The following is a 24423-nucleotide window of genomic DNA, read 5'->3' on the forward strand; positions in this document are numbered from 1 at the left end:
GATTGATTTTGTGAGAAATCCAGTGGATGAGACCGCCAGATCATAACTACTTTTAATTCTATGGGGTTGAAAGTGACGTTACGTCATCTTTTATAATGACTATGTAGAGTTCCAAGATATCAATAGCTCATGATAATAAAGTTACCGCGATAATTAGCGAAAGCAGGTGTATGAGGCTGATTTCCATAAAAGAAGTAAAGAATCAGACAGGGATTACTGTCCGGACGATGCGTTACTATGATCAAATTGGATTGCTGGCGCCTTCAGCCAAGTCAGAGGGAGGCCACCGGTTGTATTCGGAACAGGATCTACAAAAACTGCAGCAAATTCAATTTCTAAAAACGATGGGATTCAGCTTGGATGAAATTAAGGAGATGATTTCCGATCCCGACTGGAACTGGCTGGCCAGCTTGAAAAACCAATTGGCCTATGTGCTTAAGGAACAGGATAAATTGAAACAAATGGAATCATCCTTGCACGGACTCATCCATACCATCATCGCAGAAGGAGATGAATTCAGCGGTGCCATTCAGCAATTGATCCGGTTATCCAGCCTGGACAAGAAGATCAAGCATGATTTTCGAAGTCGGATGTTTGAGGAACAGGAAAGGGAGTGGCTGAAGCTTCTTCCCAACATAAACAGCAATGATCCCGATTCCCTCGAATGGATGGGATTGCTTGGACAAGTCAAACGGCATATCCATGAGGGACCCGATTCACCGCGAATCCAGCGTATCATTCGGCGGATGAACGAGAAGATGGAGGATACATTTGCTGAAGCCGATAGTTTTTTGGAGAAGATGTGGGAGATAAGAAAATCACCTGAACAGTCCGAGCAAATGGGATTGTACCCTATCGACCAGAAATTGCTTGATTTTGTCGAGAAGGCTTGGGAGATCCATATAGCTCGAGGAGAGTCGCATGATTCTCAGGACGAACCGTCATGAGTTTGGAATTGCTGCTTTCAGTCGGAGCGCTTTCCGTATTGGATACGCTGAGTCCTGCTACCTTGGCAGTGACTGTGTACCTTCTGCTTACAGCAAGAGAGCGGCATATTCCGCGTCTTCTAGTATATCTGACGACTGTAGCAGGATTTTACTTTGCAGTCGGCGTTTCCCTCATGCTCGGCCTGGACACCGTTATCCAGTCCTTTACCGGACTCTTTCAACACCCGGCCATAAGCCAAGCCATGACATGGATTGGAATAGCTTTGGTTGTCATCAGTTTTTTTGTCCCTGCCAAGAAAAAGACGAATTCATGGGAACCCGCCCGAAGAACGGACCGGAGTATCGGCGCTATGGTCATCCTTGGTTTTACGACGTCGTTAATTGAGGTAGCTACAGCTCTGCCTTACTTTGCCGCGATTGGTATGATGACGGCAGCTAAATTGACGCCTATGCAGTGGCTTCCCCTATTAGCTGGTTATAATTTCGTCATGATATTTCCGCCACTGGTGCTGTTAGGTTTGCATGTGCTTTTTGGCCGCTGGATGCACAAGCCATTGGAGAAGCTACGGGTTAAATTGGCGAGAAGCTCCGGTTCCGCTCTTTCATGGGTCATGTTTATTGCCGGGCTTATCCTCCTGCTCAATGCCTGACTCAAGCCGATACTCCATGATAACTTTATTAAAGAAGAGGGGATTAGACATTGCGAAAAATATTATTGTCTCTTTTGATAGTTTCAATCATGCTTGTGGTATCGGGATGTGATCAAGGTGGTTCCAAGGAGCATGCTGCTCAAAGCATTCCACTTAATGATGCAATGGTTGTCAATATTCATAGCGGAAGTATAGCAATAGAACTGGAGAGTGCGGAAATCGATGACATTGAAATACGGTACGATAAGCAATGGGGTCTTGCTGCCAAATCTGGAGTTTCCATTGATCAGGATGGGGATGAAATCAATATACGAATCGAAAGTCCCTTAGCCGGTATTGGTCGAAAGCCCAGGCTTCTGGTGCGAATTCCTGCTGAATATGAGGGAGAAATCTATGTTAACAGCTCTTCCGGTCGTGTGACGGCCAATCAATTCGAGAATAAACATATCGCAGTGAATACCAAGAGCGGTCATGTTTCTCTTGATTTTGCGCCATTTCACAGTCATGTTCATGTATCAACTACCAGCGGCAATATTCAATTAAAGCTAAACACAAGCGAACCAGATATTAACTTTCATGCCAAGACAGGGAGCGGGAAATACTTTCTTTCTATTCCTATACAGAACGACTCCACACAAAATCATAGCCCCATTGAAGGGAAATTGGGTGAAGGAACGTATGAGATCGATGTCAACACAACTTCCGGTAACATAACAGTGAAATAAACAACTACATGGCCCTACTAGCCTCATTATGATAGACTGGCAAAGTACTTGATTTCAAAACACAATCATAATGTTTTTCCTATGATAACCATAAGGAATATGTAATTGATCACTATTTACAGTCTCTCTTATAATATAACTATGTAGCAATGCTACATATAAAATCAGGGGAGTGGATGGTGGATGTCAAAAGCTGTTTTTTATCATGCCGGTTGTCCGATTTGCGTAGATGCTGAACAGGTTGTGCTTGAGTATCTTGACAAATCAAAAATCAATACAGAAATCGTACATCTCGGTACCGAGCGAAACCGCATTGAAGAAGCGGAAAGAGCAGGGGTTAAATCAGTTCCTGCCTTGGTGATCGACGGAAACATCTATCATATCAATTATGGTGCAAGCATGGAAGATGTCAAAAAAGGATAGTTCGAAAAGAAGGGGGTGCCGGATGCGGCACCTTCTTCTGTTTCCTCTAACGAAAGAAGTTTCGAGCCTGCTTTTAACTGACCAGGTTTACATGTAAAATAAATAAAAGAATGAATAGGGAAGGTACGAAGAAACTATGATATTTGATCCCCAGCATCGAAAGGATAATCGTTCAGCCCGTATCAGCATGGCTCTGTTCCGGATGTCGCAGGCAATAAAAAAATTGACGCAGGCCGAAAGCGATGCCTTGGGATTGTCACCTGTACAAATTCAAGCGCTGCTGTTCTCTTCCTATACGCGAAGCGATGTGGCTACTGTAGGCAACTTTGCAAATTCCATTGGAGCCACTCATGTAACGGCGGTGAAAATTTTGAATGGATTGGTTAGCAAAGGGCTGATAATGAAAACTCAAAAATATGAGGATCGTCGGGTAACCTTGCTCAGCCTGACTTCAAAAGGGAAGGAAATCGTATCAAAGCTTGAAAATTGGGGGCACTCTCTTGAAGAAGCGCTTCATCCGATATCGGATGAAGTTTTGGCGAATTTCGAGCTCGGGCTGGGCACTATCCTTACAGCCCTGCAAAAAAGCGGTCATCTTGTTGTAGCGGAACCTTGTTTGGGCTGCATTCATTTTCACCCGAATGTTGGTGAGGCTGCCGCTCCCCATTATTGCGACCTTATTCAACAATATCTATCCCACGAAGCCTCTCTCCAAGAATGTCCCGAACACGCTTCCTCTTGCGAAGTCTAAAAGAAAAAGGTTGCCCTAAACCTGAACGGGGCTTCATTTCCTCTGTTCCAAACGTTCACTTTTGACCGTAGTAATCAATTGCTCCATAAATACACGGCTAGCCGCACATAGATACTTGTTTTTTCGATAAACGACACCGATTTGTGTCGTAAGTACCGGGTTTTGAATAGGGATCGTTCGAATTTGCTTATTGTCGATATAATCAAGGTAAGCTCTCGGTAGAATGGTAACGCCAACCCCCATGCTAACCATATTGATAATCGATTCCATAGTCGTCATTTCCATGACCGGCTGGGGGGCGAATTCAAACGATCGGCATTTTTCGTTAATCAGTTGCCGCATGAAATACGTACTCGGCAAGAGGATGGAGGGAACTTCTTTCAGAATGTCAAGCGTTACAGAAGGTTTCTGGGCAACGGGATGATCTGCAGGCGCCGCTAAGGCCAAGTTTTCTTTGTAGAGCGGGATCGCTTCCAGATCTTCATGTTCCATCGGCAGCAATACGATACCTAAATCAAGCTCGTTTTGAAGCAGCCCGTTGTAAATATCTCCGGTTCGCAGTCCGAGAACCGATAGCTCGACATGGGGATAATTGCGGTGGAACCCGATAACCGTTGGCGGCAGCAAGTAATTGACAACGGTAAGAAGCGCGCCGATTTTTAACGATCCTCTTTCTAACCCTTGCAGTTCACTGATAGCGGCACGTGCCTGTGAGAGCTCATGAAACACATTGTAGCTATGATGCAGCAGCGTTTTGCCCGCTTCGGTGATCATGTTTTTTTTGCCGATGCGATCAAAGAGGGGGGTGCCGATTTCGTGCTCGAGCAAACGAATTTGCTGGCTTAGCGAGGGCTGGGCGATGCCGAGTTTCTCGGCGGCACGGGTAAAATGCAGTTCCCGGCATACGGCCATAAAGTACTCCAGTTGCTTTAATTCCATCGGACTTCCTCCCTTAAAGTTTATCCTATAATGATAGGATATACCTATCATTATAGGATAAACAATATAAATTATCTAATAAATTATTTGGAGGAATGGAGATGAAACAAGTCCGTCTATAACTTATGATAGGTAAAACCAATCATTATGAGTAAAAAGTTGAAATTGAACATATCAAGGAAAGCGGGTAAGATCAGGATACGATACAAAAATTACTATCTCGGGAGTATAGCCAAATGGTAAGGCGAAGGTCTGCAAAACCTTAGGTTCTGGTTCGAATCCAGATACTCCCTCCAAATAAAATTCCCCTCTGAAGAAATGAGGATGACATTATCCCGACAGCTACTATTGGAATGAGCAAGCCTCTATATCCGATTAAAAATTTCATAAGAAAAGGAGGCGGGTCAGATTGTCGGACCTCCATGGTGCATCAGTTCAGCCGTTTCCAGACACCCCTCCTTGGAAAGATTGGATTTCTGTTATCAAGCCAGGGATCATGACCTCCAACTTGTTTTGTGCATTTGCCGGGTACTGTCTTGCTTCAAGGTGGAATCTGGAATATTCAACCTTGCTATTTATGCTGGTTGGCACAGCGCTAGTCATCGCGTCTGCTTCCATGATGAATAATTTCTTGGATCGAACCCGGGATTTAAACATGCATCGGACGAGAAACCGGCCCTTGCCCAGCGGCCGGCTGAAGCCCCGAAATGTATTGGCGGCCGGAATCGGAGCGGGTTTAGTTGGATTAGTCATTTTATACGTATTGGTCAATCCATTAAGCATGGTTCTGGGATTCATCGGTATCTTTGTATACGTAGGGATCTACACGGCATGGCTTAAGCCAACCTCTACTTGGAGTACATCAATCGGAGGAATTTCCGGCTCCATGCCGCCAATGATCGGATACTGCAGTTTTTCAAATAAGCTGGAACTGGGTGCATGGCTTTTATTTTTCTTTCTTTTCTTATGGCAGCCGCCTCATTTTTGGGCGCTGGGGATCTTAAAGAAGGAAGAGTATCGGGAGGCCGGCTATCCTTTGCTCCCTGTCGTAAAAGGTGTGCGTCGAACGAAAATTCAAATGCTGCCCTATATCGCCGCCTTATTTCCCGTTAATTACTTGTTATTCGATAATGATTACGTTGGTGTAGGTTATTTGATCGTTACTGAAATACTGCTAATCATTTGGTTTTTAATGTCGCTCCAGGGTCTGGTTACAAAACATGAAGCGAAGTGGGCAGCGAAACATTTTCGATTTTCACTTTATTTATTAATGGTTTCTTTTTCAATGATACTGATCGAGACAGCTATACGGTAATTATAATTTGCTTCATCAACCGATTATCAACCTAATGGCCTGCTTCTACAAAAATACGCCCGCCGCTTTAGAATAACCATAAGCGGCGGGCGTATTACGTCCATGGAGTACAGCTATCTCTTATCTCAAGGCTTTTTTTGAAGCCGGCTATATACGAACAAGAAGAAGCTTCCTCCAATGAGGATAGCTGCAATGAAGACCAGCGTCAAATTGCTGTAAAGCGATGCTGTAACGTCTATTATCGTCGGAAGCAGGGGGTAGGTGAGCCAGGATCTCGTCAGCAAACCTCCGACAATGGCTACGCCGATCCCTTCGGCCAGGAAGCAGGCAAAGTTAAGCAAGCCCATGCCCGAGCCGGATTCCTCGGAACTAAGCGCTCCCGCCACACTCGTGGAAACAACGGTTTTCACAAAGGAGAGTCCGCCGAAAGTGAGAACCGTAGCACAGGAAGTAAGCCATGGAGTTTGATCGGCAAACAACGAAATGCTCAGAAAGCTTGCGCTGATCATACATAAGCCTATAATCATAGTGAACCTATATCCTCGTCTATCGACAAATAGGCCGCCGGCGATTCCGAACAGGATTACACTGACCGTACCGGGAAACAGGATGCCGACCCCGATAAGGCTTGTCGACATTTGGTGCACCTCTTTCATCATATAAGGAACCATGGATACATAACCAGCCACCGTACCTAACAGTATGCCCCCTGTTAGGACGCCGACGATAAACGTTTTTCTCCTAAACAGGGAAGGTTCAATAAAAGGCTGCTCCGCTTGTCGAATTCTCAGCATAAATCCGATAAAGCATACCGCGCCGACAATGATGTATACCCAATAATACATCGTTGTGAAAAGCGTAAATGCAATGATCCCGATGGATAATAACACGGCTCCGACAACATCCATCTTTCCTTTTTTCACAGGTTCGCCAGGCAGGGTTTGGATGAAAAAAGGAAGAGTCAGAAGTGTCATCATCGGCAGGATGAATAAGAAGTGCCAGTGGAGATAGCCAGTTATAATTCCCCCGATTACAGGACCGACGCCTTCCCCAGAGGCTACCACCGATCCAATTAGCCCGAAGGCTCTGCCTTGAAGATTCGGCTCGATGTAGCGGGCTGCGATGACCATAATCAGCGCCGGAACTGCCGATACTCCTGCTCCTTGCACAAAGCGTGCGGCCAGCACCCCGGCATACCAAGAATGACATAGGGCCCCGATTAAGGATCCCGCGCCGTAAATCAACAGACCTAGAAGAAGCAGTTTCCTCACGCCGTACAAATCCGACAGCTTTCCATACACTGCTGTTCCAATCGCGAAAGAAAGAATAAAACTCGTATTTATCCAATTCACCGCGGAAGGCGTGATGCCGAAATGATTGGCGATATCTGGAAGTGATACCGTGAAAACGGTCTCGTTAAGAACACTGAAAAATGCAAGAAAACTAAGCCAGGCAACCGCCTTCGGATTGCTGCCTGTCATTAATTTGGTCAATTAAGTTAGCCCCTTTAAGGGGAGTCGCAGTTTATAGGGCCGATGATACGCAATCCCCTATTTTTTGTGCCCTCTTCTGCATTTTTTGCCGCATGGTAATGCCTCCTGACTTATAATCGTATTAATAACCAAATAAAAATTATATACTGGTGGATTATAAATCATAAAATGAGTTGTTTTATAGGATTTTTTTATTTTACTTAATTTTACCGCATGAAGCAGACGGCATATGATACCCTTGAAGGCGAAGGCAAGCTTGGGATCCGCCAGAAGGGAAAGATAACGCATGAATGTACACAAAATCATTGAAGATATATCTAAACAATTAGAAGGTATTCCTGGCATCGTAGGAGTCGTCTTGGGCGGCTCAAGAGCTAGAGACACACATAGGCCCACTTCCGATATCGATATTGGCATTTATTACGATGAATCCGCAGGATTTGACGTGAGGGAATTAGGCAAAATCGCTGCCAGATTGGATGATGAGCGGCGAGAAAACTTGGTTTCCGCTTTAGGTGGATGGGGGCCTTGGATTAATGCCGGGGGCTGGCTTGTCGTAAAGGGTTACCCTGTTGATCTTATTCTACGCGATGTGAAAAGAGTGTCCCAAGTGATCGAGGAGTGCTTATCAGGTTCTGTTTCAGCCCATTATCATGCCGGCCATCCTCATGCATACTTGAATGTGATGTATATGGGTGAAGTAGCGATTTGCAAGATTATATCTGATCCAAGCCATCAAATAGCGGAATTAAAAAAGAAAACGGAACCCTATCCGAAAGCAATGCAGGATGCGATTATTGGATATTTCATGTTTGAAGCCACTTTCTCTGTGAGGTTCGCCGAAGACAATGTAGATAAAGATGATGTTTCTTATGTTTGCGGTTGTTGCTTCCGAGCCCTGTCTTGCTTGAATCAAGTCTTATTTGCCAAGAACAAGCAATACTGCATTAATGAGAAAAAAGCTGTAGCGATGGTAGACCGATTTGAAATAAAACCTCACGATTACAAGAACAGAATAGATCAACTGGTCACCCTTTTATCTTTAGACAAGGGAAGCACTAGGGAAGGGGTGGACATGCTGAAGGATCTCATTGCGGAAACGGAAAAGCTGCTTCAAGGATAAATAAACGACGACAACGAGTGTAGAGAAGGCAAGATCCATTCGCGTGGAAGCATTCTTGTGACACTCGTTGTTTATTCCATTGACAATCACTACAATGGTGTAGTAGTATTTAATCACTACACCGATGTAGTGTATTAAGTGATTATGGACGCATAATCATGAATGGAGAGGTGTACACCGTGAAAGAATTTCAAAAGCTGTCGGATACTGAAATGGAGTTAATGCAGGTCATTTGGGGATGCGGCTCCCCTGTCACCTCCAGCGAATTGCTGCGTATTTTTGCTGAAGACAGAGGAAAAGAATGGAAGGGACAGACGATTTCAACCTTTTTGGCAAGATTGGTCGATAAAGGTGTATTAGAGGCAACGAAGCAAGGCCGGGCGAATACGTATGTTCCCCGTCTATCACCGGAGGAGTATAAGCTATGGGAAGCGCAGAGCGTACTTGACGGGCTGTATCAGGGGTCTGTCAAAAATTTCCTGTCAGCCTTATATGACGGAAAGAAGATGTCAAAGGAAGAGATTGCTGAGCTAAAGCAATGGTTCTCGGAAAAGTAGGTGAATTCAAGTGAACCTATGGCTAGAATTACTCGTCGCTCTAACCGTCGCAGGAAGTGCCGTTGTCGTTTGTATGCTGCTGCTGCGGCTCGTATCAGCCGGCGCCATCCCCGCAACATGGCATTACGTGATGGGAAAGGTGGCACTGATCTCTTATCTTCTGCCTGCAGCCTTTGTGATCCAATGGCTTCCTTTCTATTGGCGGGAGCCGTTGGCTTCCGCCAACCTGACCCATCTGGGGACTTGGGCAGAGATAACCTCTGGGCTAAGGGCTGCAGAGCCGATAACTACAGAATGGATGAATCCGGAGCAGACGATATCCGCCGCCTTTGCCTCGGCGATGTTGAGCCTATGGGGACTGGGAGCCGTAATTTATGCCGCTTGGCATGTATATGCCTACATCAGGTTTATCCGGAGGCTGCATACAACGAGCTTTCCTTTGCCACAGGATAGCGAAGCCGCCAGGCTGCTGTCCTCAAGTAAAATAGCGCTCGGCATACGGAGCAAGGTTAGACTCGCCTGCAACAGCGAGATAGAAAGCCCTGTTCTTGTGGGGCTGTTGAAGCCTACGATCCTCATTCCCATAGGTCATAGGCCGGGTATAGACCTGGGGATGGTCATCCATCATGAGCTGATCCACTTGAAACGAAAGGATCTATGGGTCAAGATGTTCAGCTTGGGAGCCAGCAGCATTCATTGGTTTAATCCCTTCGTTCACGTACTTCGCAAGGACATTCATGTATGGAGCGAGTTGTCCTGTGACGAAGAAGTGGTTAGGGGAATGTCCCATGCCGAACGAAAGCGATACGGTGAAACGATTTTGAATGTGGTGGAAGGCTCTTCCGGAGTTCCCGTCAGATTTTGCGCCTCCTTATCTGGCAGCGGAAAACAGTTGAAAAGGAGATTGACGATGTTACTTAAAGTGAAGAAATTAAAAAAACATACGGTGCTTCTTACAGCAGCAGCGGTCATGGCTATTGGAGCTATCGGCACATCGACAGCCGCTTGGGCATCCAAAAACATACCGCAGGTTGAAGCTGGGGCCGGACAACCCCCCATGGCAGAGTCCGTTAGTATGAACAACAATAAGGAAGAGTTTGTTGAAAATGTTAAAGTGGCTGCTCCCGATCTACTCGCGAAAGGAAATTCATTTGAAACTAGGCTCATCGCAGTCAGCCCTTCAGATGAGAGTAAATTTACACCTGAGGAATGGAAAAACATTTTAGCTCAAATTGAGCGTGGAGAGGTGTACTGGGAAGATAGCGAAGAGTTTAAAGAAATGAAAGACAAAGTGATGAATGGGGAGCTGACATGGGGGGAAGCTCTCGGGTATAAATCAGAATAATGAGTAAGAAACACGGTCTATAAGCAAAAAAATTTGAAAGAAGATATTGGCTGGAAGACATTCGTGGGAACCCATTGCTAAGTCAATGGGTTCTTTGTAGTGCGGTGAAGGACTATCCGTGCTTGATAACAACAATTATCTTTAGGCCCCTGTACGATCAGCCCGACCTCTTTACACAGCTCCACCAATTGATGAACTGCTGGATGTGTTGTCGCAGTGATATAACGCAACAAAGCAGAAGTAAGCGGCGGGGGTGATCGCGAAGCGGGTTTTATATTGTATGATTAATGTAACGATTTTGAATTTTAGTCGAGGAGGAGAATAATGGACAAGTATCGAATACTGGAATAGTATTTATGCATAAGGATTACAGGAGAATGCGTTACACGATATCAAAGGAGAACGGCAATTATCCAAACGCGTTTTTTGGATTAATTCATAATGAGGGGGGGCCGCAAGTTGAGACAGAACAAATATGATGAGCTTGAATTTTTCGAGAAATACAGTCAGATGCCTCGCTCGATCGATGGACTGAAGGCAGCCGGGGAATGGCATGCCTTCCGCGCAATGCTTCCCGAGCTATATGATAAGCGTGTGCTTGACCTGGGCTGCGGCTTTGGCTGGCACTGCCGATATGTGCGTGAACGACAGGCGCGGTCGGTGGTAGGGATAGATCTATCCGAGAACATGCTGGCACGTGCAAGAGAACATACGGACGATTCCGCGATCAAGTATCTTCGGCTCGCCATGGAAGACATCGATTTTCCTGCGGAGGAATTCGATGTGGTTCTAAGCTCGCTTGCCCTCCATTATGTGGAGCCCTTCGATATCGTCTGTCGTCAAGTTCAACACTGTCTTGTGCCAGGGGGCACCTTCGTGCTCTCGGTCGAACATCCGGTCTTTACTGCACTTGCTGCACAGGATTGGTATTACGGTCCTCAGGGCGAGCGGCTGCACTGGCCAATCGATAACTACCAGAACGAAGGTCAGCGGACGACCCATTTTTTGGATCATGACGTTATCAAATACCATCGAACCGTCACTACTTATGTGAATACGTTAATGGATTCCGGATTCAGCATTACGAAGCTGTCCGAGCCTCAGCCAACGCAGGAAATGCTGGCTCAAGTTCCCGACATGCGAGATGAAACCCGCCGGCCGATGTTCCTCCTTATTGCGGCGATCAGGAACTAGGGGAATTTCAGCCTATTTATTATTGAAGCAAACATGTGGAAGAGGGGGATTCCGGTGAAGATAGGTTTTGTCTTGTTCAATGGTATAACGTTTCTCGATTTTGTCGGCTTTTACGACGTGATTTATCGTTTGAACCTCTTTGCAAAAACAAAAGGCACGTCATGGGATATATGCGGTTTATCCGAAGAAGTAACCGATGAGCTGGGAATGAAGGTGAAAGTCAATAAGATTAAACCGGATTTGGCTGAATATGATTTACTCTTCGTGCCTGGGGGGATGGGAACACGAAAGCTCAAAGAAGATAAGGATTTTGTCGATTGGTTGCGCACGGCGGAGAAGGTGCCGTATAAAGTATCCGTTTGTACAGGCGCTCTTTTGTTGGGAGCCGCCGGGTTTCTGGAGGGAAAGCAAGCGACGACACATCCGGGAGCATACGATTTATTAGAGCCTTACTGTAAACAGGTTCTAAAATCGCGAATTGTCAAAGACGGCCATGTGATTACCGCTGGCGGGGTCGCTACTTCTATTGATCTAGGGCTATATTTAATTGAATTGTTTGTCGGAAAAGATGAAATGGAACAAGTGAAAGTCCAAATCGATTATCCATATAACACAGAAGGAATTGTGGAACTGTAACATGTCTAAATAAAAATAGGGCCATCGAAAGAATGATAGCGCGACTGCATCGCCTTCTGCTCAGCTTCTCGACTGGGTGGAGGGCGACTTTATTATGTTCTACCGACCTCTGGATTAGCGGAAGGCTGAAGGGATGGTGACTTGCAATCTACTGCAAAAATACATCCGAACCGCTAAAAATCAGCCCATTTTCGAGAATTGCCTGCAAAAGTGCAGTGGAATCCTCCGTTTCATCCCATATCGAGCCTAAATGGCCGAAATCACTGTATTTTTGCAGTACATAAGCATCAAGCAGACAAAATCACGCGAAAAGGCTGCACTTTTGCAGTGGACCAATAGTTATGAAGTAGTATCGCTCAACTAGCCTGCATTATTGCATCGGATCGCTGGGAAACAAAGGGATTCGAAGAGAGTCGTATAAAACCGAAAATCGAAAAGGGTTGAGGGACTTAGAGCATCTGCTGCATGGACATATACAGCCAACTTTTCAGAATAGTTCAATTATAATAATTCATTCACTTGTCATCTTATCCGGCTCAAGCCTATGTTATTACTATAACCTGCCTGAGGTGATAGGACATGACCGTACGGTTTCGGCCTTATGCTAACGAAGCGGATTACACTGCTCTTCGCCAAATAATCATTGAAAAATTTCCAGACCCCGGGCGGCGATTTTACCCAAGCTTGGGCGATCTGGATTACAACCGATCTTTTGGAGGAGATATATTTTTAGAGAAATTGATCATTTGCGAAAATCAAGACGGGACTATTATCGGTGCTATTTGGCCCGGACATTATCGAATCTTATATTGTGTTACGGACCCAAAATTTGTAGATCTGGAAGATGAAATTGTAGATTGGGCAGAGAAGAAATATAGCGGTCCTGTTTTACAAGATCGCCCCGGCACTGGACATGAAGTATATATATGGGGCTATCCGGAAGATCTTATACGAACCAAAATTTTGCAAAACAGGGGATACATTCAACACACCTGGTACATGTATTCCGGTGTAATGGATCTTGCCTCTGACATTCCAGAACCCCGTTTTCCCAAAGGGTTTACGGTACGGTATATTCAATTCAATGATCTGCCCCAGAAGGTGATGATTATGAGTAGATCTGCCGGTCTGACTGAACCCAACATGGCTATATACCACCGTTTGATGAATAGTCCGATCTATCAACAAGAGCTAGATTTGGTGGTAGTGGATGAAACTAAACAAGTTGCAGGCTTTGCGAATATTTGGCTGGATATCCCAAATAATATAGCTCTAATTGAACCGTTCGGAACGGCAGAGAAGCACAGGAAAAAGGGATTGGCAACCAATCTTTTATACGAAAGTATGAAGCGTCTGAAAAACAGAGGGATAAGTAAACTCTACATCAATCATGGGGGATTATGGACTCTAGACCCCGAGCCGGATGACGCTATGCGAGTATACAATAAGGTTGGATTTCAGGAATTAGGAAAAATGTTTGTCTGGTGCAAACCGGTCCATTCCATCGATTGTGATTCCGACTCCGAGGTGAAAGAATGACTATAGTAAAATGGAGACCGCTTAAGGAAGCTCAAAAAGGAATCATAGAGGAATTTAATGAATATGGAGAGGGGTATTTAATGAAGTATACGGTTCGAACTATACAAATCCCGGGAGATTATGAGCAGGTGGCCAGAATAATGAATCATGTATTATCTGAAGAGATCAATGCTGAAATTTTGGCCGACGAGGACGCGAAAATTCCGTCGAAAGGAGTGTTGAAGAGGAATGAGAACGGATTACTAACAGGATTTGATCGGTTTCGTCTTGTAGCTGTTGACGAGCAAGAGCACATACTAGGTTATGGCATCTCTTGGAGAGCACCTTGGACGGCCGATGGTGAACTCAATCATACACTTGTGGTTGGTCCGCAATATCGCAATCAGGGAATTGGTAATGAACTTTACAAAAATTTGGAGGAATGGGCAGTCGCCAATGGAGCCAATAAATTGAATTATGAAGTGCGAGATAATGAATTGAGCTCCATAGAATTTGCCAAGAAGAATGGATATACGATAGAAAGACATTCCTTTGAATCTATCCTGGATTTGTCATCGTTCGATCGAAGCCTGTTAGAGCAAATAAACAAGCAACTATTGATCCTCCCTCTTTCAGAGATTACAGATACGGATAAAGAGGAAAGGCTGTACGAACTCTATAGAGAGACAAGTATCGATATTCCTGGTTTCAACGGGGATTTTTTTGAATTCAATGAATGGCGAAAGTGGACTTTAGAATTACCTGGTTCCAGTCCGGAATATGTATTGGTAGCCATGGACCAAAGCCAATATATTGGGGTGGCACATATACTGTACCAAGCATCCACTCAAAGTATGTATCACGAATATACGGGAGTTAATAAAGCGTATCGTGGTCAAGGCATAGGCTTAACTCTAAAGCTTAAAAGTATTGAACTAGCAATGAAGCTGAATATTAAATATATGCGCACAAACAATGATTCGTTCAATACGCCCATGCTGAAGATTAATAGAGACCAGCTTAAATTCAAGGCCGTCCCTGGAAACTACAAAATGGTAAAAAATTTATGAATTATGCAGCCCACACGGACCTGAACTATGCGCGTCTGCTAATTTCGTCGGGACATGACAATATTCAGCAGGCTAAACCCCCGATAATTGGGCCGCAGTGAATTTATATGAAAGATTTGGGTTTAAGGAAGTGGGAAGGGCAGGCACATCCATTACATGGTGGCAGACATATAACACTTTGCAGTCAATAGGGAGAAAGTTGCCCAGAAGTAATGAAAGGATGGAAATTCGATATGAATCCAATAGAAATGGAGTTAGATATTGAAATAACAGATGCCTTTTCAGGCGCAGTTTTGATTAAAGATGATGAAAGAATACTTTATAAAGCTGAGCACGGGTATGCAAATCGCAGCGACAGGCTAGCCAATCAATTAACGACGAAATTTGCTATGGCTTCCGGCAGCAAGCTTTTTACGGCGGTTGCCGTATGCCAGTTAATAGAGCGCGGGCTCCTTTCTTACGAAACGACGCTTAAGGAATGTCTGGATGTATCGCAAATAACATTTAGCCATGATGTCAATATTCACCAATTGCTTAGTCATTCCTCGGGTATTCCTGACTATTTTGATGAAGAAGTGATGACGGACTATGAACATTTATGGTTAAAGACCCCAATGTACAGGATGCAGCATCCTAAAGACTTCCTGCCGTTATTTCAGAATCAATCTATGAAATTTAGTCCGGGAGAAAGATTTTCCTATAGTAATTCGGGATATATTCTATTAGGCCAAATTATTGAAAATGTGACAGGCGAAAGCTTTCGTAAATATATTGAACATAATATTTTTGAAGCGTGCGGGATGTCCAATACAGGGTATTTCCGCATGGACCAGTTACCTGCTCAAACTGCGCTGGGTTATATAGATGGAGAAGAGAACGGGCAATGGAGAACCAATATTTATTCGATTCCAGTCATTGGGCAGCCCGATGGCGGAGCTTATACTACGGTTTTTGATATGGATAGGTTTTGGGATCATTTTCTTAACGGAGCCCTATTGACGAAAGAAACGGTAAACCAAATGTTAGCACCCCAAATAAAAACAGAGAACCATACCAGCTATGGATACGGTATTTGGATTTCGATAATCAATGATGAAGTGTTCAAACATTTTGTGATGGGATTCGACCCTGGAGTCCGCATGGAGTCATCTGTATATTCGAAAAAGGGAATTCGCTCCCATGTAATAAGTAATAAAACCAATGGCGCCGGATCAGTTATTAGAGAAATTGATAAAAGTATATACAGGCAGTATTTTTAAAAGGGCTCTAGAAGTTTCGCCTAACATGGTGTACGCGGGACATGGTTCGTACATTCTTGTCGTTTTTTTTATTTGAATAGGAGGAATTTGCCAATCTATGTCGAATTAATAGATTGCATTATTCGGCATAGGGAGATGGAGTATAAGTGTTAGATTATAAAAAGATCGGCGTGGCCGTTAGCTCTTTGCTGCTTGTCGGCATTCTTAATGGAGCAGATGTCCATGCCCAGGAAGCATCTGGGGAACAAGCTATCCTTGTTCAGGTTGAAACCAATAACGTTCAGGCCAATCTCGAGTTAGAAAAAGTTGAGGAAAAATTCGCAAGAAGTACGGTAGACCGATTGAATGTTCGCACTGAGCCCAGTTTAACGTCCTCGGTTCTCCTGATGATCGGGAAATCGAATCGATACGGAATACTGGACGAGCAAGAAGAATGGGTGAAAATCCGGCTGCATGACGAAAGAGAAGGCTGGGTATTTCGGGAATACATCGATTATGAACAAAGTGAACCCGCCAAAGTTGAAGCAGAGCAACCCGAAGCGAAACGACCCGATGAAGTTGAAGCAGAGCAACCCGAAGCGAAACAACCTGATGAAGTTGAAATCGCAAGCTTGAATCAGGCCACCGTTGTCAATATTGTTGACATTACGAATATGCGCAGCGGTCCGGGAACCGACTATGACATTGTCGGCAAGGCGCAGCCTGGTGAAACCTATCCGATCGTCGATACGGAAGGCGAGTGGCATGTCATTATGCTTCCGGATGAAAGCAAGGCTTATGTGGCAAGCTGGGTCGTAAAGACGGATTTCTTAAGTCGCAATGCAAATGTGATCTCATCCGTGAATAAGGAGAACGTGGAATTTGCGCCCAAATTATATATTTATCATACCCATAATCGGGAATCATGGAATAATATCGCCCGCAATACCAAAGGGACTTCTGTGGACGATCCGGAAGTAAACATTACGTTGGTAGGGAAGCGCTTAGGACAGCTGCTGAAGGAGAAAGAAATCCCGGCATTATTGGGGAATGATGATTTTTCGGAGAAGCTGAAACAGCAGAAACTGAGTTTTTCCCATTCCTACAAGGTATCCCGACAAGCCGTCGACAAGGCGAAAGAGACCTATCCTTCTCTGTCCTATTTCTTCGATATTCACCGCGATGCCAACATTCCGCGCGAGAAAACTACGGTAACTATCGAAGGCAAAGCGTATGCGCGCATTCTGTTTGTCATCGGCACGGCTCATTCCGGATACGAGGAAAACCAAGCATTCGCCGAGGCGATGGATAAATTATTAGATGAGAAATATCCCGGATTGTCACGGGGCGTTCTTACCAAAAGCGCTCATCAGGGAGATGGGGAATACAACCAGTCTGTCTCTCCCGGCAGCTTGTTGATGGAAATCGGGGGTACGAACAATACGCTGCAAGAAAGCTTACATACAGCGGAAGCGATCGCTGACGTATTTGCAGAATATTACCGCTCGGTTAAATGACATCATCTACCGGGAATTAATTGAAGTACAGTGGGTTGGAGCCGTGGCATGATATTACCATGGAACGGCTTCAACCTCTTTCTTTTTCTTTGCGTAAAGAAAGCTGTTGTATAAATACAGGGAGAAAAGATGATGAATGATTTAGAATCCATTCTTAAAGAGCAAGGGATAGAATATGTAATTATTCAGCATGAGCATTCCATACAATCAGCGCGGGATGGAGCAGAATATTTGGGAATAGACATTGGCCAAACAGCACCGACGCTAATATTAAAATCCGAAAAGGAATATTATGCGATTATACTCTCAGGCAATCACGGACGAATAGATTTTGAAATACCGAAACAGATATTGGGCTGCCGTGAACTTAAATTAGCCAAGCCGAAGGAAGTGGAACAAGTCACAGGAAGCAAAGTAGGAACGGTAGCATTAATAGGACATCATTTGCCCACCATCCTGGACAGGCAATTAAAACAATACCCCCATATTTATGGAGGAACCGGATTCGCCAACTCAACATTAAAAATTAGTCCGGGTGATGTTGAAAAATTAAACCATATCATAGCATATATCCGTTAAACTTAGGAAAATAAATAAAGCGAGAAGGGCATAGCCGATCAAAAGGCAGAGCCCTTTTTCTTTTTACAACCGAATGTATCGGATTCCGTACTCCGCTCAAGATGCTATTCCCCGCACGGCAATGGGTTCAAAATGTTTAAATCGTTTTACATGCTTGCCATCGGACCGGCATATAAATCAGACATGCCTTGTTCGGGAGATGGTTCGATTGCTGTATTTCCATAAATTTATAGTTACTCTAACGGGAAGCTTATTCATCGCGGCAGGAACACATTGTTTTCTCGTTCCCAATAAAATTTTGGACGGTGGAGTCTTGGGAATTGCTCTTATCGTCAATTATTTATCCGGAGCCAAGATAGGGCTTGTTATGATCTTGTGCAGTGTACCGCTCTTTACCTTAGCTTGGTATTATGAACGGAGTTTTTTTTACAGCAGCCTGCATGGGCTGTTAATTTCATCTTTGATCATGGATTTGGCGACCCCTTTACAACACCGTATTGTTAATTATTTGGATATAACGCCTGTAGGCAGCTCTATTCTGGGCGGTTTTGTAGTAGGAACCGGAATCGGGCTCATGCTAAAATATGAAACGAGCACGGGAGGGACCGATCTTCTGGCCCAATTTATTGCTAAAGGACTAATGATTAACGTAGGAGTTATCATTTTTCTATTGGATGGGGTCGTTATTTCCCTTGGCGGGATTCTTGTTTCGGCGGAAACCTTCTTTCTGTCCATGCTAACCATTGCGGCCGGCGGTTTAGCTACAAGCCTCTGCACGATGAAGAACAGTGATCGTAAGTGAATGGGCTTACTCATTCAGCATAAACAGCATAGGAAATCAGTCAGCGGATGGAGAAATGAAGAACCGCCATTCAAGGGTTCTAACTAAGCAAGCAACCATACTCGTCCGGTATGTTGCTTTCATGATTTCAACAACGGTGTGACGCTCACGATTTATTGGCCAGCCGGAATATTTAACAATTCGGGTACAGTCACTAGCTTTACCCCGTCCTCCCTTAATTTCGCAATGATTCCAGGCAAGGCGTTAACCGTTCCGGTTAAGTCCTCTCCGATTCCTCCTGCAGAATGCTGCAAAATGATAGAACCCGGATGCACCTGAGCAAGGACATTCGTTTCCACCTCTTCGGCACTTAATCCTTTCCAATCCAATGAATCGACATTCCAACTGATTATTTTTTTATGCTGGCTCGCCAGCCATTGAATTTGCCCCTCGCTGATGTTTCCGTACGGCGGCCTGATCAAATTCGGCGTATAGCCTGTAAAACTATGGATGAGGTTATCCGTTTTCGTGATTTGCTCGCGGAATTTATCGTCGGTCAGCTTTGGAAGGTTCGCGTGATCGTACGAATGATTCCCGATGACATGTCCTTCATCGACCATGCGTTTGACAATATCGGGATGTGCCTCCACCCGATTGCCCACTACAAAAAAGGTTGCCTTTACCCCTTCTTTTTTCAAAACGTCCAGCACTTGCGGAGTAAAATGGTCATCGGGCGCGTCATCAAAGGTTAAAGCCACTTCCCGTTTGGATGAGGGGCCGTTAAGAAGGAAGGTGCTACGGTATTTGGCACGCAAATCGGCAAGGGTAAGAGGCCGAGGCTCACGGGTACCGCTTTCCGGTCCATCCGCTAAATCGGGTGTATGGGATAGCGGTTTTATTTGTTCAGGCTGCTGCAATGGCTCCAATTGTTGAGTTTTGGTTGTATCAGGTGAGGCACACCCGTTTGCGAGAAGTACCAGAATAAGCAGAATTAACCAGCGTATTTTCATGAATACCTCCTGTAATGATTAATTGCTTTTACCATAGGATTTGTTATTCGTGGCAAGGTATGCATGAAGAGTAAAAAAACGAAAATCTGAAGCCGGAACTGCCTCTTGTCCTGTAAAGTTAGAATATATACATTCTGTCCTGTTCCGGTACAGGGGTAATACATTAAACTAAAGGAGATGTAGGATCAATGAATTCAAATGAAAGCGGGAGTGAGGGATGGAACTGTGCATTTCTGATCAATCCGTTAAGGAAGGCAGGGCCTATGTAAGAAACAAGCTGATCGAGTTTAATGTCATGCCTATCTTTTTATATCGGAGAGCGGACATCCGAAAATCCGTATTCGGGAGGAGGACCGATTGAACAATGAATAAAGTCTATGTACGGTGGGCGTCGGCGGAGGATTCCAGCACGCTGGTCAGTTTAAATAACAAGTTCAATGGAGTGGAAATTTCCGCTTCGGAAGTTAAACTAAGTTTGCAAAATTCAAGGGAATTAGTGGCCATTGCCATGCTTGATGATACACCGGCAGGATTTGCCTGTGCGCAATATTTTAAATCGTTTTGTTACTCTGAACTGCTAGGGGAGATCACCGAATTGTATGTGGATGAAGGGGCCCGCAGGAAAGGGTTGGCCACACTATTGATCAAGTTTCTGGAAGAGAAGCTTATAAGCTTGGGTGTAACGAATATCAAGGTCTTGACTGGAATTAACAATCGGGCTGGGATAAGTACATACGAAAAATCCGGTTATAAGCTTCAGGATGAACTGGTTTTTGAGAAAGAAGGGGATAAAGGCCAAAAATAATCCTATGATTCTATTCCTCCAACATTTTTTATTTTGTAATTGCAGTTACAGATTATGATACCGTGGAGCAGTAAAATCAAAGTAACTTGAATCACAGATAAATAAAATGATATGAGTTGGAGGAATTTTTGATGAATCGAAAAAAATCGTTACACTAACAGCAACCCTATTGTGCGGGGTGATCACTGGAATCGGTCTGATGCAAATAGATCCGGTATACTCATCTGTACAGTCTGCCTTGGGAAAAGAAAATACGCATAATACTATCGGATACAACGGGAATAACGGCCTTTATCTTCCAAATATGTCCTCTATGGATTTGGAAACTGCCTTGAAGATGGTTCAGGAGCAAAGGGTGCAAATAATGGAAAACACGTTGGAACAACAGATCAAAGCTATTCAAAGCCGCAATGAGGAAATTGCCAATTTAAATGATCTGTTATATCAATTGAACAGGTTGAATGCCTACTTCGCAAGAGATGCCAAAGCGAGTACACCTGTTCCAGATGCAGCCAATCCGCTCGTGGAAGAAATTAATCAGAGTATCGTCAACCTGGGTTTGAATCATCAGCATGCTTCAGAATGGACTCCATTTATAAATAAAAAAATAGTAAAGAGCGATGTAGAAAACGCGATTGATCGAGTTAAAGGAATGGTAGATAGTTCAAGCAACTCTCAGCAAATGGATATGCTGCGATTGCAATCGATGAGCAATAAACGAAATGAGGCTTTCGACGTGATGACGAACTTCATTAAAAAGATGCAAGATTCCCGTAGCTCAATTATTGGGAATATGAGATAATTTTACTAAGTAACCTGTACTTGTATAGGTTACTTTTATTTCATTTATTGGAGAGAAGCGAAAGTGGATCAAGATATGGTGGGATTTCTGCATGCCCACCCCTTGCTGCAAGGGGTGCCTGATCACGAGCTGGCAGCAGCAGCGGCCAAGATGGATACGATTGTGTACGCTGTGGGAGAAAGCATCATCAAAGAAGGATCAGTTGGCCATGATGCCTTATTCATTGTCGATGGAACCGTGCAAGTATATACCCGTAATTTAATTGGCAGGCCCGTGTTTCTGGCCGAGCTGGGTTCGGGTGATATTGTTGGCGAGATTGCGCTTCTTTTGCATGAGCGTCGAAGCGCGAGCATTCGGGCGCGTTCCGAGGTGACGGTCCTGCGTCTGGAGCGTGAGGCGTTTGCGGCATTGGCCAAAGCAAGCCCGATGTTCCATGGAAGCTTACAAATGTCTGCTGAAATCCGCTATGTTCATGCCCTATTGCGCAAAGCATCGATCTGGTCGGCGATTCCTGATTCAGAGTTGCGTGGTTTGGCTGAAATCACGGTTAGGCGACCATTTGCACGCGGTGATGTCATCATTCGTGAAGGTGAGAAAACAGAACAGTTATTTTTGATCACGGCAGGACGATTCGAGGTGCGTTCACGAGGCAAGCGCAAAGCCATACTCGGAACGGGTGACTATTTTGGTGAGCTCGTCTTACTGGCCGACATCGATCCTATGGATACGGTCATTGCATTGGAAGACGGTGAATTACTGTTGACCGGGAAAGCAGAGTTTACCTATATATTGCAGCAATATCCGCCTGTGCTCATTCAATTCGCTGAGGTGATACGCATTCGTTGGCCCGATCTCCAATTAAGCGAACCTTATGCTGCGATGATAGCCGCTCAAGAACAAACCCTTCATTCTACAAGGGTGAAATCTTCAAACACGGCTTTTCACCGGGATATATTTGAAGGCAGATGGGTAGAAGTTTTATTTGGTCTGGGAGGTGTATTCCTTCTTACTACCTTATTAGCTATCTTTTTGAAACAGCCGATATGGAATTATGCTGCATTATTAATGGGAGCTTTTGTGGGACCTGTTTCGTTCGTCGTTTATTTACGAAATTCCCAACTGTTAGGTTTTCGTCCCGGTAAGCTGATCTTTGTTTTTCTTGCATCTGCGCTGGTAGCGATTCCTATGGCCTGGAATTTGGAACGAATATGGTTGTTTTCATCAAGTGCGGAAGCCTCTTTTTCTAGTATCCGTATTCCGCTTGCTGTTGCATTAATAGAAGAAATCGCCAAGCTTGTGATCTGTGGCTGGATGATATGGAGAAGGAGATACCGCTTTTTGATGGATGCAATCGTGTTTGGGGCGGCTGCTGGTATGGGTTTTGCTGCCGTAGAGACGGTGTTGTATGGATGGACGCAATTAACTCACCACTCAGGAAATATGCTGGGCGTGATCTGGGCTAGAGCATTGTTCTCGCCATTTGGACATGGGACATGGACAGCGATCGCTGCTGCCGGTATTTGGTTTGGATTGATTGGGACGCATAGACGTGTGCTATTGGCGGTCGGTCTGCCCATTCTATCCGTCACTCTGCATACCCTGTGGAATTATGATATGACAACGGGCCATTGGCATATCCTGATCATGCTCTTGATTGGTGTTTTGGGTTTATATGTACTCTACTTGCTTATGCGTACAGGACAGTCAGAGGAACAACAAGCGCTCGTGCGCATCAACCCCATACTGGATGAAGCCTGTTTTAACAGTGAATTCGAAGATATAGATGGTAGTGGAGAATGTACTGAAAGAAGGTCATCGTCCCTGCTCTATTGCGAAGCCTGTGACACCCAGTCGCCACCGAATGCTCGTTACTGCGCACGATGTGGTCAATCTCTGCGCTTAAGAAGAAGCGATTTCACGGCATGATAAGACAGACAGACTATACATAATACGAAATCTGACCAGATAAGACCTTTCGACGTTGAAGGGTCTTTTTGGGTCAAGTGTAAATCAAGACATTTTGTCCCATTGTCCAAGGCTCCAAATAATTTATGATAGGCGGATATCGGGATATAGTTTGGGTATGCGTTTGGCAGAATAGTTCAAATATAAATAATAATTCCCTTGTCATCCAATGTGGCTGAAGGCTATGTTAGTTCTATATCCTTACGAGGTGACGACATACAGTCAGTAAAGAAAAATTTGCCTGCCGACGCGGAAGGAGTTTTATAATGCTAACCAGAGATCATATTCTTTCTCATTTGGAGGAAGGTTTGCAAAAGCACCCGAGCATTTGGGCCATGTGGCTGGAAGGCTCGGATGGAACGGGCTCGTCGGATGAATATTCGGATATAGATATCGTCGTAGCCGTTGAGGATGGTTTCGAGTCGGAAACCATTAGTTTATGTGAACAATTATTAAGCGAGCTTTCTTCTCTCGATTTATCCTATGAAGAACCGCGCCATAACCCAAGCAATAGATATAAAGTTTTTCATTTGGAAAATACGCCGGAGTCTCTATTATTAGATGTTAGTGTTCAGGGGCCAAGTATGAACTTCCCATTCGTCAGGGAGAATGATAGTGAAAACCCTAAGATTATCTTTGACAAGAAGGGAGTGGTCCGTTATACCGATTTAAACCAATCCGAGCTGAAGCATAAATTGCAAAATCGGCTTTATCATCTAGAGAATACCATACAGCAAAAAGTGAGAGTAGAGAAATACGTGAAGAGAGGCAAATTCATCGAGGCTATGGGGTATTATCAGAAATTTATTATGACCCCGTTAATTGAGTTGTTGAGAATCAAGTACAAACCCATTAATTCGGACTATTATATTGTTTGCATTTCAAAGCACCTGCCTGAGGACGTTATTCAGCAATTAGAGACCTTCTATAAAGTTAATGCGGTGGCGGATATTAGCACCCATGTCAAGCAAGCCTATCAATGGTTTTATGAGGTGCTTGAAGAAGTTAAAATAGAATTAGAGCAGATGGGGTAACTCCAG

24 protein-coding genes and 1 tRNA gene are annotated in these 24423 nt (G+C 44.4%); 22 read left to right on the plus strand and 3 right to left on the minus strand.

Features of this window, described 5'->3' with window-relative positions; genetic code table 11:
- Positions 1 to 170: 170 nt before the first annotated feature.
- The 5 genes from KJS69_RS04965 (at position 171) to KJS69_RS04985 (ending at position 3496) form a co-directional block, all read left to right on the plus strand.
- Entirely contained in the window at positions 171 to 947 is a 777-nt protein-coding gene (locus tag KJS69_RS04965; protein ID WP_213582183.1) for a MerR family transcriptional regulator, read from the plus strand.
- Positions 944 to 1597, plus strand: coding sequence for a GAP family protein (locus KJS69_RS04970; protein ID WP_213582184.1), 654 nt, complete (start codon positions 944 to 946; stop codon positions 1595 to 1597). Before KJS69_RS04965 ends, KJS69_RS04970 begins: the two co-directional genes overlap by 4 nt.
- A 50-nt stretch (positions 1598 to 1647) precedes the next feature.
- Complete coding sequence (locus KJS69_RS04975; RefSeq protein ID WP_213582192.1) at positions 1648 to 2322, plus strand: DUF4097 family beta strand repeat-containing protein; 675 nt, start codon at positions 1648 to 1650, stop codon at positions 2320 to 2322.
- A 183-nt stretch (positions 2323 to 2505) separates the two neighbouring features.
- Positions 2506 to 2745, plus strand: a complete 240-nt coding sequence (locus KJS69_RS04980) for a thioredoxin family protein (protein ID WP_213582193.1) — start codon at positions 2506 to 2508, stop codon at positions 2743 to 2745.
- A 136-nt stretch (positions 2746 to 2881) separates the two neighbouring features.
- Complete coding sequence (locus KJS69_RS04985; protein ID WP_213582195.1) at positions 2882 to 3496, plus strand: MarR family winged helix-turn-helix transcriptional regulator; 615 nt, start codon at positions 2882 to 2884, stop codon at positions 3494 to 3496.
- A 33-nt stretch (positions 3497 to 3529) separates the two neighbouring features.
- Here the strand turns inward: KJS69_RS04985 and KJS69_RS04990 are convergent, their stop codons facing one another.
- On the minus strand, positions 3530 to 4435 hold the full coding sequence (locus tag KJS69_RS04990; RefSeq protein WP_213582197.1) for a LysR family transcriptional regulator: 906 nt from the start codon (positions 4433 to 4435) through the stop codon (positions 3530 to 3532).
- Positions 4436 to 4657: 222 nt separating this feature from the next.
- Here KJS69_RS04990 and KJS69_RS04995 point away from each other — a divergent pair.
- Together KJS69_RS04995 and cyoE are read left to right on the plus strand one after the other, a co-directional pair.
- Positions 4658 to 4731: transfer RNA gene (locus tag KJS69_RS04995), tRNA-Cys, on the plus strand.
- Positions 4732 to 4844: 113 nt separating this feature from the next.
- Complete coding sequence (cyoE, locus tag KJS69_RS05000; RefSeq protein WP_249730373.1) at positions 4845 to 5750, plus strand: heme o synthase; 906 nt, start codon at positions 4845 to 4847, stop codon at positions 5748 to 5750.
- Between the two features lie 125 nt (positions 5751 to 5875).
- Here the strand turns inward: cyoE and KJS69_RS05005 are convergent, their stop codons facing one another.
- On the minus strand, positions 5876 to 7231 hold the full coding sequence (locus KJS69_RS05005) for an MFS transporter (RefSeq protein WP_213583041.1): 1356 nt from the start codon (positions 7229 to 7231) through the stop codon (positions 5876 to 5878).
- Positions 7232 to 7529: 298 nt separating this feature from the next.
- Here KJS69_RS05005 and KJS69_RS05010 point away from each other — a divergent pair, with 298 nt between their 5' ends.
- The 11 genes from KJS69_RS05010 (at position 7530) to KJS69_RS05060 (ending at position 18822) form a co-directional block, all read left to right on the plus strand.
- Complete coding sequence (locus KJS69_RS05010) at positions 7530 to 8366, plus strand: nucleotidyltransferase domain-containing protein (protein ID WP_213582199.1); 837 nt, start codon at positions 7530 to 7532, stop codon at positions 8364 to 8366.
- Between the two features lie 179 nt (positions 8367 to 8545).
- Positions 8546 to 8923, plus strand: a complete 378-nt coding sequence (locus KJS69_RS05015; protein ID WP_213582201.1) for a BlaI/MecI/CopY family transcriptional regulator — start codon at positions 8546 to 8548, stop codon at positions 8921 to 8923.
- Between the two features lie 10 nt (positions 8924 to 8933).
- On the plus strand, positions 8934 to 10268 hold the full coding sequence (locus KJS69_RS05020; protein WP_213582203.1) for a M56 family metallopeptidase: 1335 nt from the start codon (positions 8934 to 8936) through the stop codon (positions 10266 to 10268).
- 459 nt (positions 10269 to 10727) lie between these two features.
- Positions 10728 to 11462 carry a class I SAM-dependent methyltransferase gene (locus KJS69_RS05025; RefSeq protein WP_213582205.1) on the plus strand — a complete coding sequence of 245 codons (735 nt, stop codon included), beginning with the start codon at positions 10728 to 10730 and terminating at the stop codon, positions 11460 to 11462.
- A gap of 54 nt (positions 11463 to 11516) precedes the next feature.
- Entirely contained in the window at positions 11517 to 12098 is a 582-nt protein-coding gene (locus KJS69_RS05030) for a DJ-1/PfpI family protein (protein ID WP_213582207.1), read from the plus strand.
- Between the two features lie 579 nt (positions 12099 to 12677).
- Positions 12678 to 13637, plus strand: a complete 960-nt coding sequence (locus tag KJS69_RS05035) for a GNAT family N-acetyltransferase (RefSeq protein ID WP_213582209.1) — start codon at positions 12678 to 12680, stop codon at positions 13635 to 13637.
- Positions 13634 to 14686 carry a GNAT family N-acetyltransferase gene (locus KJS69_RS05040; protein WP_249730375.1) on the plus strand — a complete coding sequence of 351 codons (1053 nt, stop codon included), beginning with the start codon at positions 13634 to 13636 and terminating at the stop codon, positions 14684 to 14686. The genes KJS69_RS05035 and KJS69_RS05040 overlap by 4 nt, the downstream gene beginning before the upstream one ends.
- Before the next feature lie 233 nt (positions 14687 to 14919).
- Complete coding sequence (locus KJS69_RS05045) at positions 14920 to 15945, plus strand: serine hydrolase domain-containing protein (protein WP_213582211.1); 1026 nt, start codon at positions 14920 to 14922, stop codon at positions 15943 to 15945.
- Between the two features lie 146 nt (positions 15946 to 16091).
- Positions 16092 to 17441, plus strand: coding sequence for a stage II sporulation protein P (gene spoIIP, locus KJS69_RS05050; protein ID WP_213582213.1), 1350 nt, complete (start codon positions 16092 to 16094; stop codon positions 17439 to 17441).
- Positions 17442 to 17570: 129 nt separating this feature from the next.
- Positions 17571 to 18020, plus strand: a complete 450-nt coding sequence (locus tag KJS69_RS05055) for an aminoacyl-tRNA deacylase (protein WP_306434391.1) — start codon at positions 17571 to 17573, stop codon at positions 18018 to 18020.
- A 208-nt stretch (positions 18021 to 18228) separates the two neighbouring features.
- The gene (locus tag KJS69_RS05060; RefSeq protein ID WP_213582215.1) at positions 18229 to 18822 is read left to right on the plus strand and encodes a YitT family protein; all 594 of its coding nucleotides are present in this window, start codon (positions 18229 to 18231) and stop codon (positions 18820 to 18822) included.
- Positions 18823 to 18974: 152 nt separating this feature from the next.
- Here the strand turns inward: KJS69_RS05060 and KJS69_RS05065 are convergent, their stop codons facing one another.
- Complete coding sequence (locus KJS69_RS05065; RefSeq protein ID WP_213582217.1) at positions 18975 to 19811, minus strand: polysaccharide deacetylase family protein; 837 nt, start codon at positions 19809 to 19811, stop codon at positions 18975 to 18977.
- Between the two features lie 364 nt (positions 19812 to 20175).
- Between KJS69_RS05065 and KJS69_RS05070 the strand changes: the two genes are divergently transcribed.
- The 4 genes from KJS69_RS05070 (at position 20176) to KJS69_RS05085 (ending at position 24417) form a co-directional block, all read left to right on the plus strand.
- A complete protein-coding gene (locus KJS69_RS05070; RefSeq protein WP_213582218.1) occupies positions 20176 to 20616 on the plus strand; it encodes a GNAT family N-acetyltransferase in 441 nt (146 codons plus the stop codon).
- A 199-nt stretch (positions 20617 to 20815) separates the two neighbouring features.
- A complete protein-coding gene (locus KJS69_RS05075; RefSeq protein WP_249730376.1) occupies positions 20816 to 21418 on the plus strand; it encodes a hypothetical protein in 603 nt (200 codons plus the stop codon).
- A 63-nt stretch (positions 21419 to 21481) separates the two neighbouring features.
- On the plus strand, positions 21482 to 23344 hold the full coding sequence (locus KJS69_RS05080) for a cyclic nucleotide-binding domain-containing protein (RefSeq protein WP_213582220.1): 1863 nt from the start codon (positions 21482 to 21484) through the stop codon (positions 23342 to 23344).
- 305 nt (positions 23345 to 23649) lie between these two features.
- A complete protein-coding gene (locus KJS69_RS05085) occupies positions 23650 to 24417 on the plus strand; it encodes a hypothetical protein (protein WP_213582222.1) in 768 nt (255 codons plus the stop codon).
- Positions 24418 to 24423: the final 6 nt, after the last annotated feature.

This window comes from Paenibacillus sp. J2TS4 (genome assembly GCF_018403245.1).
Taxonomy (GTDB): domain Bacteria; phylum Bacillota; class Bacilli; order Paenibacillales; family NBRC-103111; genus Paenibacillus_L.